This is a genomic window from Pseudomonas syringae group sp. 243L2 (assembly GCF_032587875.1).
Lineage (GTDB): Bacteria > Pseudomonadota > Gammaproteobacteria > Pseudomonadales > Pseudomonadaceae > Aquipseudomonas > Aquipseudomonas amygdali.
Genome location: NZ_JAWHPL010000021.1, coordinates 195157 through 208906 on the forward strand (window position 1 = coordinate 195157; position 13750 = coordinate 208906).

Sequence of the window (13750 nt, forward strand, 5' to 3'; positions counted from 1 at the left end):
GGCAGGAATTATTGAAATCAAGGTGATTGCCAGGTTGCCGGAAACTGCACGCGACTAGCCGCAGCCGGCAGCTCAGTTGCTGCGAATCGGTACCACGCGGTCGCTGGCATAAACAGCCGCGGGCTCTTCAAACTGCTGGAAGAATTTTCCGGACACCACATGATCAAGAAACTGTGCCTGGTCTTCAGTGGCCTGCAGCATCGGCGAGTAGCCATCGGCATCGGGCACTGCAAAAAGACGAGCCTTGCGTTCATGCGCCACAGCGATGAACGCTCTTTTCTCTTCGTCGGACATCGCCGAAAAGTAGTCAGACAGATTTTCCAGCGAGCGTACCGCCAGATCCTGGTCGAGCTGATCGTCATCCGTGAACATCAAATGCCAGACGAAATCGAAAGAAAGCTCAGCGAGGGCACGCATAGACGGGTTCCGTAGTGTTGAGAGACGCGAGAGTCACTGTTCACTTCAATTCGGTCAAGCGCTAAAAGATGATCTGCGTCAAGTGCAGCTCCATAAATGGCTGAATTTTGCGTTCGCGTCATGGATAAGAGGGGCAGGCTCAGTAGGCGATGAATGCCGGATTCTCGATCAGCAGCGCCATGCCCTGCCCGCCCCCTACGCAGGCGGCAGCAATCCCGTAGCGCAGGTTTTTTTCGCGCAATTGCCGGGCCAGGGTCATGACCAGACGCAGCCCGGTGGCTGCCAACGGGTGGCCCAGGCCCAGTGAGCCGCCCAGACAGTTGAGTCGTTCGCTTTCCAGTTCCAGCGTTTGTGTCACCGCCAGCATCTGGGCCGCCTGCGCTTCGTTTATTTCCAGCCGGCCAATGTCGCTCAACGCCAGCCCGCTGCGCTGCAATAACAGCTGAACGGCAGGCGTCGGGCCAATGCCCATGAACTCTGGCGCGACGCCAATCACAGCACTGGCCAGCAGGTGCGCCAGCACCGGTCTTTGTGACTGCGAAGCGCGGCCCACCAATGCCGCTGCCGCGCCATCGACCACCGCACAGCTGTTGCCTGCAGTCTGCACACCATCAGCATGAATAGCACGCAAACGGGACAAGGCCGCCAGGGTGGTCGCTCTCGGATGGCTGTCCTGCGTGACCGTTTCAACTCCTCGCGGTAACTCGATGCTGCGCGGCTGGTACCCCTCCAGCTCAAAGCGCTCGCTGCTGACCGGCACAATTTCGCCAGCCCATTGGCCGCCAAGCTGCGATTGCAGTGCGCGCTGATGGCTGAGCAATGCATAACCGTCGACGGCCTCACGGCTCAAGCCGTAACGTTTTGCAAGATTGTCCGCCGTAGCAATCATGTCCATTGCCGGTGCCGGGTCGTACAGCGCTTCCCAGAGAAAGTCCTTGAACTGCACGGCACCGCCCAGCGGGAAGCCGTCGCGATGGGTATAGGCCGCAATCGGGTTGCGCGACATCGATTCGGCAGCAACGCACAGCGCCATCTGCCCGCCTTCGCTCACGTGCTGAGCGGCCTGACGCAGCAGTTCGAGACCTGTGGCGCAGATGCGCTGCACGCCCAGCGCCGGAACGCTTTGCGCGACGCCGCTGTACAGGCCGACATGCCGGGGCAGCAGGTACGCGTCGAAACTGGCTTGCGCCATCGAGCCGGTCAGTACGCTGTCGACCTGACCTGGCTGAGTGGCTGCACGGGCCAAAACCTCACGACCGACCTTTATACCCAGATCGATGGGTGAAATATGCCCCAGAGCGCCGCCCAGATCGACCCACGGCGTGCGCACTGCGTCGACAATGGCCACGTCGCTGAACGCCATATATTGCCCGCCGCTGCTCATGCCGTCGGCTCGGCACTGATTTTGTCCGGGGACTGATCACGATAAAGCGCTTCGACTATTTCTGCCCGCCACTGCAGCACCGCACGCTGGTTGATCGAACCCTTGTCGGTGATTTCGCCACGATCAATAGACGCGGGTTCGTCAAGCAGCACGATCCACTCCAGACGGCTGGCATTGCCATTCGCACCTTGATTCAGGCGGGTCAGCCATTCGCCAAACCACGCACGTACCGGCGCACTGGCCAACACCTGTGTATCAGAAGCCTGTGCATCCAGCCCGGCCAATTGGCGACATTCGTGCAATCTAGGAAACACCAGCGCACCCAGGCATTCGCGATCAGGCGCGGTGATGACCACATCCTGCACGTACGGCGAGCCTTCCAGCACTGCGCGGTTGCGCATTGGTCCGACGCTGACAAACACGCCGGACGACAGTTTGAAGTCCTCGGCCAGACGCCCGTCGAACATCAGGCCCAGCTCGGGTGCCGCGGGATCGGCGAGCTTGATTGCATCGCCGGAGCAATAAAAACCGTTTTCGTCGAACACGTCGGCAGTCTGCTGCGGCGAGCGCCAGTAGCCTGGCATTATGTGCGGCCCGCGAAAACGGCCTTCCAGCTTACCGTCCACCGGCACCAGACACACTTCGCATCCTGGCGCAGGCAAGCCGATATAGCCGGCCATCGACAGCGGTCCGGTGGTGAACGTGCAGGAAGGCGCAGCCTCGGTCATGCCCAACCCGGCCATCATGCGAATCCGTTCGCCACAATGCTGCTCGGCGACACGGTCAAGACGATCCCAGATACTTTGCGACAGGCCGGCTGCGGCGAAGAAGAACAGTTTCATGCGCGAGAAGAATCGCTCACGCAGTTCGGCGTCCTGCTCCAGCGCGTTGACCAGCTCTTCCCAGCCCTTGGGCACGGTCAGGTAGGCCGTCGGCGAGATTTCCTTAAGGTTGCGCAGGGTTTCGGCAAAACCCTGGACGGTCGGTTTGCCGTTGTCCAGATAGAACGTGCCACCGTTGTACAACACGATACCGAGGTTATGGCTGCCGCCGAAGGTGTGATTCCACGGTAGCCAGTCGACCAGCACGGGCGGCTCTTCGCCGAACACCGGAAATGTCTGCAGCAGCATCTGCTGATTGGCACACAGCATGCGCTGCGTGGTCACTACGGCCTTGGGCAGTTTGGTCGAGCCCGAGGTGAACAGGAACTTGGCGATACTGTCCGGACCACTGGCCAGAAAAGCCGCCTCGGCTTCACGGCCGCCAGGCTGATCGAACAGGCTGGCGAAGCTCAGTGGACGCCTGCCAGCGAGTTGGCCGCGTACAGTGATGATCGGCGTATCCGCTGGAATGACCGCATCAATGGCGCGCTGAAACGGCGCGGCTTCGCTGACAAACACCAGTCCTGGCTGCAACACTTCGCAAACATGCCGCAGCTTGGCGAAATCCTGGGACATGACTGAATACGCTGGCGATACCGGGCAATAGGGAATCCCCGCGTACATGGCACCCAGTGCAAGCTGCAAATGCTCGATGTCGTTACCCGAGAGCAGCGCCAACGGCCGCTCGGCGGAGAGGCCATACGCCAGAAGGCTCTGCGCGATGGCGCGCACGTCTGTGAGCATGTCGGCGTAACTGACCTTGCGCCAGCCACCACGGCTGTCGCGGGCGGCAATAAAGGTTTGCTGCGGACGGATGCTGGCCCAGTACACCAATCGGTCGAGCAAGCGATCGGGCAATTGCGCCAGTGGTTCCAGAGCGCGCATATGCAAAATGCCCTGCTCTTCCCGCACCTCGATGGGCGGATGACCGATGGAGACCTGGCGATAGCGTGGTGAGCTATCTTCACTGTGCAGCGTTGATGATCTGATATCGGAACTCACGTGCGTTCTCTCCATCAAGGTACGCAGACACCCAACGGCTTGCAGCGGTTCGGGCGGGGCGTAGCAGCACAGGCTGCAGCCTTGTTATTGTTATGCCTGACTTGCTGGCGACACGGTCTTTTGCAACATCGGTGACGCCAGCGCCGGAGGATTCAGATCGGGTAGTGCCGCGGCCCGTTTTGCAAGGTCACCCAGCGCAACTGAGTAAAATGCTCGACAGAAGCCTTGCCACCGAAACTGCCATACCCGCTGGACTTGACCCCGCCAAAGGGCATTTGCGCCTCGTCGTGCACAGTCGGTCCGTTGATGTGGCAGATACCCGACTCGACCCGCTGCGCAAGCGCTAGAGCGCGGCTGGTGTCGCGACTGAAAATTGCCGCCGAGAGGCCGAATTCCGAATCATTGGCCAGCCGCAATAACGCCTCGTCACCTTCGCCACGGATCACCACAGCCACCGGCCCGAAGGACTCTTCGCGGTACAGGCGCATGGTGTCAGTCACGCCGTCGAGCAACGTCGGTTGCAGAATGCTGCCCTGTAACTGCCCGCCAATCACCAGCGTTGCGCCCAGATCCACAGCGTCATCGATCAACGCCTTGATGCGCGTGCCAGCCCCGACGTCTACCAGCGACCCCAGCACCGATTCACTGTCATCCGGGTTGCCGGCACGCAACGTTTCGATCTTGGCGCTCAGTTTTGCAACAAAGGCATCCGCCACCTTCCGATCAATGATCAACCGTTCGGTGGACATGCAGATCTGGCCCTGATTGAAATAGGCACCAAATGCGGCCGCTTCCACCGCCGCATCCAGATCAGCGTCGTCCAGCACCAGAAACGGTGCCTTGCCGCCCAGTTCAAGCAGTGCCGGTTTCAGATGGCGTGCCGAGAGCTCACCGACGATACGCCCCACATGGGTCGAACCGGTGAAATTGACTCGACGCACGGCCGGGTTGGCGATCAGACGCTCGACAATCGCCGCAGCATCGGCAGGCGCATTGCTGATCACATTGACGACACCGTCGCCCAGCCCGGCATCCTGCAATACCTGACCGATCAGCCGATGCACTGCAGGGCTGAGCTCCGATGCCTTGAGCACCACGGTGTTACCGCAGGCAAGCGGCATGGCGATTGCGCGGGTAGCAAGAATCACCGGCGCATTCCACGGTGCGATACCAAGTACCACGCCGCAGGGTTGGCGCAGCGCCATGGCAAAGCAGCCGGGCACATTGGAGGGAATGACTTCACCGGTAATCTGCGTGGTCATCGACGCAGCTTCGCGCAGCATGCTGGCGGCCAGTTGTACGTTGAAGCCATACCAGTTGGCCATCGCCCCGGTTTCGCCAGCGGCAGCGATAAATTCGCCACTGCGCGCCTGCAACTGCTCGGCAGCCTTGAGCAGGCGCGCTCGGCGCTCGCCGGGTGCCAGCGCCGCCCAGGCAGGGAACGCAGCCTGAGCAGCCGCGACTGCTGCATCGGCATCTTCCAGGGTCGCTGCGGCCACACGCGAAACCACTTCGCCAGTCACCGGGTTACAGCGTTCAAATGTACGTCCATCACGGGCGGGGCACGACTGGCCGCCGATCAGCAGGGGCACGTCCAGCATGATCATTCCTCTTTGTTATTGTTGTTCAAGGGCTGCCTCGAACCTTGCAATGCAAGCCTCAAGTCAAAGCCTTACGCGTGCAGCTGCCATCTACCGCTTATAAGCTTCCAACCCTGGCTTGATGCTCTTGTCGTCGAGGAATTGCTTCATGCCTTGCTCGCGCCCGCCTTCCTTGTCCAGCAGTCGTGACTGATCGAGTTTGGCATACAGGTAGTCTTCGTTCTGCTCCCAGGTCAGTTCGCGGCAGCGCTTGAAGCCGTGCTTGGCGGCGCGCAGTACCACCGGGTTCTTTTCCAGCAGGTTGAGGGCCAGGTCGATGGTCACCTGACGCAGTTGTGCCAGCGGCACGCTCTCATTGACGAGCCCCATTTCAGCGGCTTTCTTACCATCGAAGGTCTTGCCGGTCATGATGTAGTAAAGCGACTGGCGATGACCCACGGTATCGGCCATAGCCTTGCTCACCAGGTTGCCAGGCGGAATGCCCCAGTTGATTTCCGACAGCCCGAAGGTCGCTTCATCGGCGCAGATCGCCAGGTCACATGCCACCAGCGGGCTGAAGCCCCCGCCGAAACACCAGCCGTTGACCATTGCGACGGTCGGTTTGGCGTACATGCGCAACATCTTCCATTGCCACTGGGAGGCCTCGCGACGGATTTTTTCCTGAAGAATCTCCGATCCGGCGTCCACCTCACGAAAGTACTCCTTGAGGTCCATGCCGGCAGTCCAGGCCTCGCCCGCACCGGTCAACACCAGAACACCTGCGTCGGGATCCTGCTCGAGTGTTTCCAGCACATCGATCATTTCACGGTTCAGGGTCGGGCTCATGGCATTGCGCTTTTCAGGCCGATTGAGTATGACCCACGCGATGCCTTGCTCAATTTCGACCTTGACGGTTGCCCAGCGACCTTCGTACTTGCTCATGGCGATACTCTCTTGTTCTTGGCTTGACGATAGCTCAAAGCTAAACGGCAAATATAGTTATGTCAATTAACTGTTATCGTTATTAATCAAAAAGTCGGCACTCTGCCTGCACAGGCTGGTCACAGTGACGTATACCCCATAGCTATCGTTCGCTAACCTCGGCAAACTGATCGGCTGATTGACCCACCCCATCAAAAGGACTGCACTTTCAATGGCCAAGCCATCCGACATTGCCGACATTTGCCAGGCCTCCGCACAGGTTGCCGAAGCAGCTTTGCCAACGGATTCTGCGCTGGATGATCTGATTGGTTATGCCATGCGCCGGGCACAGCTCAAGCTGTTCCAGAACCTGATCGGACGTCTTTCCGCCCACGACCTGCGCCCGGCGCAGTTTTCGGCGCTGGCGATCATCGAGCAAAACCCGGGCCTTATGCAGGCAGACCTGGCCAAGGCGCTGGCTATCGAACCGCCCCAGGTCGTACCGTTGCTGAACAAGCTCGAAGAACGTGCACTGGCCGTGCGGGTTCGCTGCAAGCCAGACAAACGCTCGTATGGCATCTTCCTCAGCAAGAGCGGCGAAACATTGCTGCGCGAACTGAAACAGATCGCCGCCGACAGTGACCTCGATTCCACTTCGGCGCTGGATAACCAGGAACGTCAGGACCTGCTCAGGCTGTTGAAAAAGGTCTACCAATCGTAAAAATCCGTCATCAACGGCGATTTTTGCCGTCGATGACGGGCTGATTACCAGAGTGGCAAGCTGTACTGAACAATAAAGCGCGTCTGGTTTTCATCGCGAAAGGCGGCGCCTGCGGGGAAGTCGTTGCGATAGATCGACTTGCGCGCCAGCAGGCCGATATTCTTCAGCGGGCCGCTCTGAACGACGTAGCCCAGCTCCATCTGAAACTCACGCTCCTTGCGATCATCGGCATTGAAAGCGGCCAGTTCGATGTTGTCGCCGCGCACATAACGCAGGCGACTGCGTAACCCGACAAGCCCCACGGCAGTGAAGTCATAGTCGTAAATGGCTTGCCAGGTACGCTCCCTGGCATTGAGAAAGTCAGAACTCATGGTCATCTCGCTCAACCCCATCAGTTCGGTGCCCGATACATAGGGTGTAGCGGTATCGCCGCTCGAATGCATATAGCCAAGGCTGACGCTGTGCCCTCCCCACTTGTAACCCAACAGCGCCGACAGGTTCTGGTTATCCACGTCTCCGGCTTTCGCGCTGCCCGTGTCGCTACTGAAAAAGCTGCGCAGATCAGTGGTCAGCACGCCATCGCCGATTGCCAGTTTGTGTAGTAGCGCGAGCGTGTTCTGAGTATAAAGATCAGCCACTTCAGCGTGATACGCGCGTATGCTGAGCTCCTTGTTGACCTGATAGTCGCCCCCGGCATAGGCCATGTGCGATGACGTTGCTGCACCATTGAAGCGCCGGTTCGGCGAAGCGATGGTCATTGCCTGATAGTTGCTGGAATCGCGCTTGTTGACCCGATCAATATAGCCGGCATTGAAGGTCAAGCCGTCGATGTCCTTTGAGGTCAGCGTCGTGCCCCGAAAAGTCTGCGGCAACAGGCGTGAGGGGCTGGCGAAAGCAAACGGCAGAAAAATCGACACGTCGCCAGTCTTGATTGTGGTTTCGCGGAATTTAAGCTTGCCGGTCAGCGCCAGTCGGGAATATTCGTCAGCAGCCCGTCCGTCACTGGCCGATACCGGCAATAGCTCGGTACCGCTGCGGTCTGGCGAAGAATCAAGCTTTACACCCACCAGCGTTCGCGCATCAAGACCGAAGCCCACCGGTCCTTCTGTGAAGCCGGATTCGGCGTTGATAATGAACCCCTGCGCCCACTCCCGTGTGGCTGTTTTGGCACCATCGTCCTTGTAATCACGGTCCATATAATAATTGCGCAGCGTCAAGGTGCCGTGGCTGTCCTCCAGAAACCCCTGAGCCTGTACGAGGTCAGGTATAGCGCTGACGCCCAGCAGGCCCAGCGCGAGACCGCAATTTTTTCCACGGAAAAAGAGAGTTGACACAGCTTTTGCTGCACCACGAGTGAGCGTTGGCATGTTGGATGTCCACTTATTGTTGTTGTTTTTGGATTCGGTCCGGCGCTGGCCGCAGGTCCGTTGGAGGAGAATTGGAGGATTTCGTATCGACGTCAATCCAGAGTGACCGATAATCGAACATTAATAATGTTAACTACTTAACTACCACTCTTTAAATACCTCCCTAACTCAATGTTTTAAAAAGACTAATTCCTGCTTTTATTGAATTATTGGTCCGGATTCATTTTTTAGTTATTTTTGTTACCTTGATCAGCACCTGTCACAACGCCTCGTCGGCGCTCGGGAACAGGCTTTTCTCCACAACAAAAACAACAATGAGGCTTGCCATGAACAGTTCGTTGCGTCGTTCGACGCTGACCATCATCTTGTGTTCTATCGTCGCACTCATCGAAGGTTTCGACCTGCAGGCTGCCGGGACGGCGGCGGCGGGACTTCGTCAAAGCTTTGCCCTTGACCCGAAAATGATGGGCTGGGTATTCAGTGCAGGGATCATCGGGCTGCTGCCGGGCGCTTTTTTTGGCGGCTGGATTGCGGATCGCATCGGCCGCAAGAAGATTCTGGTAAGCGCAGTACTGCTGTTCGGGGTCTTCTCGCTGAGCACTGCTTATGTCGAAAGCTTTTCTGCCCTGTTGCTGGTGCGCTTCATGACCGGCCTGGGGCTGGGGGCTGCGCTGCCCAACCTGATCGCCTTGTGCGCCGAAGCTGTCGGCGAACGCCATCGCGGGCTCGCCATCAGCGTCATGTATGCAGGCGTTCCGCTGGGCGGAGCCCTGGCTGCGGTGGTCGCGATGTTTACCAGCGAGCACTGGCAGACAACTTTCATCATCGGTGGTCTGGTGCCACTGCTGGTGGTCCCGTTGATGATCCTGTTACTGCCCGAATCCAGTGCCTTTAAACAGCAAACGACTGCCAGCGCTGCCCGGCATTCAAGTGCCAGCGCACTGTTCGGCGAAGGCAGAGCTCGCACGACACTGGCCTTGTGGGTCGGCTACTTTTTTACCCTGACCGTCATGTACATGCTGCTCAACTGGCTGCCGTCGCTGTTGATCGGCCAGGGTTTCAGCAAACCTCAGGCGGGCCTGGTGCAGATGCTGTTCAATATTGGCGGCGCGCTGGGCTCGCTACTGGGCGGGCTGTTGCTGGATCGCTGCAACGGCACCAAGGTCGTGCTGTTCGTCTACGCCGGTTTGCTGGCTGCGTTGGCGGGCGTGGGCATGTCGGTCGGCATCGTGCCGATGGCAATTGCCGGGTTTGCTGCCGGGGTATTTGTGATGGCCGCGCAACTGGTGCTGTATGCGCTGGCCCCTCCTTCGTACCCGACTTCGGTACGTGCCACCGGTGTCGGCGCTGCGGTAGCCATCGGCCGCCTCGGCTCTGTGGCCGGCCCTTTGGCTGCCGGGCATCTGCTCGGAGCCGGTGCGGGAACCGCTGGCGTACTGTTGGCCACCTCACCCGGCCTGGTGATTGCCGCACTGGCGGCGATCACGGTGCTGTCCAGGTCGGTCGCCCTCGAGAAGCGTGAACTCAAGGTTGCAGAGTCGAGGTGATCAGGTCGCTATGTCCATCGTCATGCACAAGTCTTGAAGAGCCCGAAAACATAGCTGAAATCCCGATACTTCTCGTTCCCACGCTCCGCGTGGTAATGCATTTCGTGACGCTCTGCGTCACATTGCAGCCGTGACGCATCATTCAATCCGGCCCGAGATACAGGCAGCACCAAAGCCTGAGACTGCTTCGCACTTGATACCGCGCAAGGCTGCAGATTTGTGACGCGGAGCGTCACCCAATGCATACCAACGCGGAGCATTGGCACGATAGTCAGCTGGACTCATGTGTAACGCCGAGCACTCCGCGTAGCGCCGCGAACTGCGCGCTACGCATTGGCAGATAGCCGTACAAACCTTACAGCTTGTGCAGAAAATTCAGCACCAGCTTGTTGCCTTCGGTGCGGTTTTCCGCACCCTGCTCGAAGTAGCTGTTGACCGTCAGGACGTTCTCCTTGCTGAAGGCGTACAGGAAGCCGGGGCCGATGGCCCAGACTTTTTCCTTGCGGCCACTGACATCATGGCCATCCACCTGGGTGTCCGTGAACTGCTTGAGCCAGTAGCCGTTGAGTCCCAGCGAAAGCTGTTCGGTCACTGCGTATTGCACGGTCAGGTTGGCATGCAGCGCCTGGCCCGCCTGAGTGTCGGAGACATTGCCGAACCCGGCTTGCGGGTCGTCATTCTTGCCGTTCCACAAGTACATGAAACGCCCGCTGGCCGACCATTTCGGGGAAAACCAGTAAGTCGCTGCGTAGTATGGGTTGAACGACCAGAAGTTGCTGCCGGGGTTGATCGAACGATTGCGATTGTAGGCACCCACCGGGATCGCAATATCCGCCTCGATACGCTGGGTCAACAGTGGGCTACCGTCAGCACGAGTTATCGTCGGTAACTGCAGAAACGGGCCGATGATCACATCGCCAAACCCTGCACGCGAACTCAGCACGGTGTTATCCAGACCATCGTCCACGTCGGCATGCGCCAGCGACGTGTTGATTGCGGTAATACCCGGCATCGCGCCATTGGCCAAAGGCTGGCCGACGTAAATGAGCTGCGTGGTCACGGCCAGTACATCCACATCCTGTTTGGGAAGTTGCAGTTTGTCGCCATTCACGTCATTGAAGCGATCGGCCCTGGCGTAGTTAAGGTACTCCTCCAGATACCAGCCTGGCCCTGCCGGGGCTGGCGATCCGTCGTAGAAGCTGGTGTTGCCCAGATTAAGGCCGGGCAAGTCATAGGCATAGGTGGTCGATGAAAGGCCGATGATTGATACGGTCGCAACGGTACGCAAGATAGACTTGGGCATCTTGTGATTCCTGTACTTATTGTTGTTGTTTTCAATATCCCCGACGTCACGAGCGTGCCATCGGGGTTGCACCGCTTGCAGCCATTACACGTAAGAAGCTGCCAGCCCCCCATCTACCGGCAAGTTGACACCGTTGATCCAGCGCGATGCGTCGGAACACAGAAACGCAATCACCTCGGCCACCTCATCAGCCAGCGCAGGACGCTTCATGTGCAAGCCGTCACGGGTGACCCGCTCCTGGCCGACCATGCTGACAAAATCCCCCAGAATAGGTGTGAACACCGGGCCCGGCGCGACGCAGTTGACACGCACCGACTGCTCGCGAAACCACTCTTGCGACTGCTGAAAGCTCCAGACAATCAGCGCCTCCTTGAAGTACTGGTAGCAGGTCTCCTGAGCGACCGGATTGGCTGCCAGCCACGCCTGCCCTTCGCTGTAGCTTTCAGTGGCGGCCAGCGCCTTGTGCAGCTCCAGCCGTTTAACCCATTGGTCACCGAGTATCGACGATACGTTGACGATACTGCCGCCTGGGGCCATGCGCGGCAGCAAACACTGGGTCAGATGGCGCAGCCCCAGGTAATTGACTCGGGCGACCGCCTGAACCGGCGCAGTGCCGGGCACGCCGGCGATGTTGCACAGGGCGTCGATCTGTCTGGGCAAGCGCTCGACCAGCGCATTGATACTGTCAGGATCAGCCAGGTCCGCCTGGAAGAATCCGTCCACGGTCAGTTGCGGTTCATGACGATCGATGCCAATCACTCTGGCACCTTGAAAGCGCGCCACCCTCGCCAGCTCAGCGCCAATTCCGGAGGACACACCCGTAATGATCAGTGTTTTATTATTCAGGTTCATAGTCACGCGCTCTTATTGTTGTTGGATCACGTTTTGTCGTTGCATCACATCACTATTTGCAATAAAGCATGGAAGTCCAGGCACACTCAGAATGGGTAGGTCGGAGCCTGATTCTTCACGGTCACCCACTGCCACTGGCTGTACTCCTCCCAGTCTGAAGGGCTGCCTGCGCTGCAGCCGTTGCCCGACGCTCCGCGCCCGCCGAACGAGTTGATGCACTCATCGGCCACGGTCTGGTCATTGATGTGCAGCATGCCGCACCGCAGTCGATCGCCAATCGCCGTCGCGCGGCCCACATTCGGGGAAATAACGGCAGCGGCCAGGCCATATTCAGAGCGATTGGCCAGTTCAATGGCTTCCTCATCGGTGGAAAAACTGACCACTACGGCCACCGGGCCAAAAATCTCCTCCTCGAATGCACGCATACCGGGCTTCACGCCGCTGAGCACTGTAGGGCGATAGAACAGGCCTTCGTATTCACCACCGGTTTCCAGCTGCGCACCAGCTTGCAGGCTGTCGCTGACCACCTGGTGTACGTGCTGCAACTGGCGTTTGTTGATCAGCGGCCCCAACGCAGCTTCACCGCGTGCCGCATTACCGACCGTCAACGCCCGTGCCTTGTCTGCCAGCTTGCGGGTCAGGTCGGCGACAATCGATTCGTGAACCAGAATCAGGCCGGTGGCCATGCAGATCTGCCCCTGATGGAGCCAGGCTCCAAACGCTGCATTGCTGGCAGCCAAATCAAGGTCGGCGTCTTCGAGAATGATCAGGGGGTTCTTGCCTCCCAATTCCAGCGACACTTTCTTCAGATTGCGCCCGGCAGCCTCGGCAACCTTGCGTCCGGCCGCAGTTGAGCCGGTAAACGTGATCATCTGTACATTGGTGTCGCGGCACAGCGCTTCGCCCGCATCCGCCGCCCCCGGCAACACATGCAACAGCCCTTTGGGCAGCCCTGCTTCCTCGAACAGCCTGGCAATCAGAAAACCGCCACTGATCGGCGTCTGCGGGTCAGGCTTGAGCACCACGGCATTGCCAGCGGCAAGCGCAGGAGCAACCGCGCGCATGGACAGCACCAACGGAAAGTTGAACGGCGAAATCACCCCCACCACACCGTGTGCGACGCGCCGTGCATAAGACAGGCGACCGGCAGCGCTGGGCAGCATCAGACCGTGACCATGAGCCTGCGAAAGCATACCCGCGGCCTGGCGCAGCAACACAATGGCCTCATTCACTTCGTGCTGGCCCTTGTGCAGACTGCCGCCGCTCTCACGAGCCACGTACAAAGCCAGTTCATCGAACGCACAGACCGCGTGGTCGGCGGCCAGCAAAAATATTTCAGCCTTTTCACGAGGCCCCAGCGCCGCCCAGGCAGGCTGGGCAAGCGCAGCTTCCCGGCAGGCAACGGCGATATCCGCCGCGTCAGCCATGGCAGTGTTCATCAACAGCTCGCCGGTCGCAGGCTCGATGACGGGCAATAACGGGGATGAGGAAGGAATCCAATCGCCATTGAATACACATTCGGCTTCAATCGCGCGGTGCAACAGGGGGGTGCCATCAGACGCTGACATATTCAGACTCCGGCTTTTATGGTTGTAATCGCCTGCTCCACTCCAATGGACAGCACGCGCCGTAAACAGGCCTGAGCAAAGCCTGTGCCGGGATTGCAATCAGGTTGTCATATAGCCGCTCAACCGCTCTGGAACAAGACTTTTCGGCAACCTCATTAACGGAGCAAACATCAAGGTCCGGAAATACTGCGCGGCCGAGCTTGTTCA

General features: G+C 59.0%; 11 protein-coding genes. 2 read left to right on the plus strand and 9 right to left on the minus strand.

Going from position 1 to position 13750, the window contains the following annotated elements; genetic code table 11:
• Positions 1–72 precede the first annotated feature (72 nt).
• The 5 genes from RYB66_RS13955 to RYB66_RS13975 all read right to left on the minus strand — a co-directional run bounded on the left by RYB66_RS13955 (position 73) and on the right by RYB66_RS13975 (position 6206).
• Positions 73–417 carry a hypothetical protein gene (locus tag RYB66_RS13955; RefSeq protein ID WP_005756108.1) on the minus strand — a complete coding sequence of 115 codons (345 nt, stop codon included), beginning with the start codon at positions 415–417 and terminating at the stop codon, positions 73–75.
• A 139-nt stretch (positions 418–556) separates the two neighbouring features.
• Positions 557–1801: a thiolase family protein gene (locus tag RYB66_RS13960; RefSeq protein WP_316894645.1), complete on the minus strand. Its 1245-nt coding sequence runs from the start codon at positions 1799–1801 to the stop codon at positions 557–559.
• A complete protein-coding gene (locus tag RYB66_RS13965) occupies positions 1798–3684 on the minus strand; it encodes a feruloyl-CoA synthase (protein WP_005777105.1) in 1887 nt (628 codons plus the stop codon). The genes RYB66_RS13960 and RYB66_RS13965 overlap by 4 nt, the downstream gene beginning before the upstream one ends.
• A gap of 152 nt (positions 3685–3836) precedes the next feature.
• A complete protein-coding gene (locus tag RYB66_RS13970; protein ID WP_010196555.1) occupies positions 3837–5285 on the minus strand; it encodes an aldehyde dehydrogenase in 1449 nt (482 codons plus the stop codon).
• A 90-nt stretch (positions 5286–5375) separates the two neighbouring features.
• Positions 5376–6206, minus strand: a complete 831-nt coding sequence (locus RYB66_RS13975) for a p-hydroxycinnamoyl CoA hydratase/lyase (protein WP_316894647.1) — start codon at positions 6204–6206, stop codon at positions 5376–5378.
• A 211-nt stretch (positions 6207–6417) separates the two neighbouring features.
• Between RYB66_RS13975 and RYB66_RS13980 the strand changes: the two genes are divergently transcribed.
• Entirely contained in the window at positions 6418–6906 is a 489-nt protein-coding gene (locus RYB66_RS13980) for a MarR family winged helix-turn-helix transcriptional regulator (RefSeq protein ID WP_004665318.1), read from the plus strand.
• Between the two features lie 44 nt (positions 6907–6950).
• On the opposite strand, the gene RYB66_RS13985 is transcribed toward RYB66_RS13980, so the two are convergent.
• Positions 6951–8273: an OprD family porin gene (locus RYB66_RS13985; RefSeq protein ID WP_316894649.1), complete on the minus strand. Its 1323-nt coding sequence runs from the start codon at positions 8271–8273 to the stop codon at positions 6951–6953.
• Between the two features lie 326 nt (positions 8274–8599).
• Between RYB66_RS13985 and mhpT the strand changes: the two genes are divergently transcribed.
• Positions 8600–9820 carry a 3-(3-hydroxy-phenyl)propionate transporter MhpT gene (gene mhpT, locus RYB66_RS13990; protein WP_016981667.1) on the plus strand — a complete coding sequence of 407 codons (1221 nt, stop codon included), beginning with the start codon at positions 8600–8602 and terminating at the stop codon, positions 9818–9820.
• A 355-nt stretch (positions 9821–10175) separates the two neighbouring features.
• Here mhpT and RYB66_RS13995 read toward each other — a convergent pair whose 3' ends face one another.
• From RYB66_RS13995 to RYB66_RS14005, 3 genes are all read right to left on the minus strand, one after another.
• Complete coding sequence (locus tag RYB66_RS13995; RefSeq protein ID WP_004667647.1) at positions 10176–11123, minus strand: transporter; 948 nt, start codon at positions 11121–11123, stop codon at positions 10176–10178.
• Positions 11124–11207: 84 nt separating this feature from the next.
• A complete protein-coding gene (locus RYB66_RS14000) occupies positions 11208–11975 on the minus strand; it encodes a coniferyl-alcohol dehydrogenase (RefSeq protein ID WP_010212026.1) in 768 nt (255 codons plus the stop codon).
• 86 nt (positions 11976–12061) lie between these two features.
• The gene (locus tag RYB66_RS14005; protein WP_316894651.1) at positions 12062–13543 is read right to left on the minus strand and encodes a benzaldehyde dehydrogenase; all 1482 of its coding nucleotides are present in this window, start codon (positions 13541–13543) and stop codon (positions 12062–12064) included.
• Between the last annotated feature and the right edge of the window lie 207 nt (positions 13544–13750).

Excerpts from the sequence above, each read along its gene's own strand:
- RYB66_RS13955 (WP_005756108.1), bottom strand. The coding sequence starts at position 417 with ATGCGTGCCCTCGCTGAGCTTTCTTTCGATTTCGTCTGGCATTTGATG.
- RYB66_RS13960 (WP_316894645.1), bottom strand. The coding sequence starts at position 1,801 with ATGAGCAGCGGCGGGCAATATATGGCGTTCAGCGACGTGGCCATTGTC.
- RYB66_RS13970 (WP_010196555.1), bottom strand. The coding sequence starts at position 5,285 with ATGCTGGACGTGCCCCTGCTGATCGGCGGCCAGTCGTGCCCCGCCCGT.
- RYB66_RS13975 (WP_316894647.1), bottom strand. The coding sequence starts at position 6,206 with ATGAGCAAGTACGAAGGTCGCTGGGCAACCGTCAAGGTCGAAATTGAG.
- RYB66_RS13980 (WP_004665318.1), top strand. The coding sequence starts at position 6,418 with ATGGCCAAGCCATCCGACATTGCCGACATTTGCCAGGCCTCCGCACAG.
- RYB66_RS13985 (WP_316894649.1), bottom strand. The coding sequence starts at position 8,273 with ATGCCAACGCTCACTCGTGGTGCAGCAAAAGCTGTGTCAACTCTCTTT.
- mhpT (WP_016981667.1), top strand. The coding sequence starts at position 8,600 with ATGAACAGTTCGTTGCGTCGTTCGACGCTGACCATCATCTTGTGTTCT.
- RYB66_RS13995 (WP_004667647.1), bottom strand. The coding sequence starts at position 11,123 with ATGCCCAAGTCTATCTTGCGTACCGTTGCGACCGTATCAATCATCGGC.
- RYB66_RS14000 (WP_010212026.1), bottom strand. The coding sequence starts at position 11,975 with ATGAACCTGAATAATAAAACACTGATCATTACGGGTGTGTCCTCCGGA.
- RYB66_RS14005 (WP_316894651.1), bottom strand. The coding sequence starts at position 13,543 with ATGTCAGCGTCTGATGGCACCCCCCTGTTGCACCGCGCGATTGAAGCC.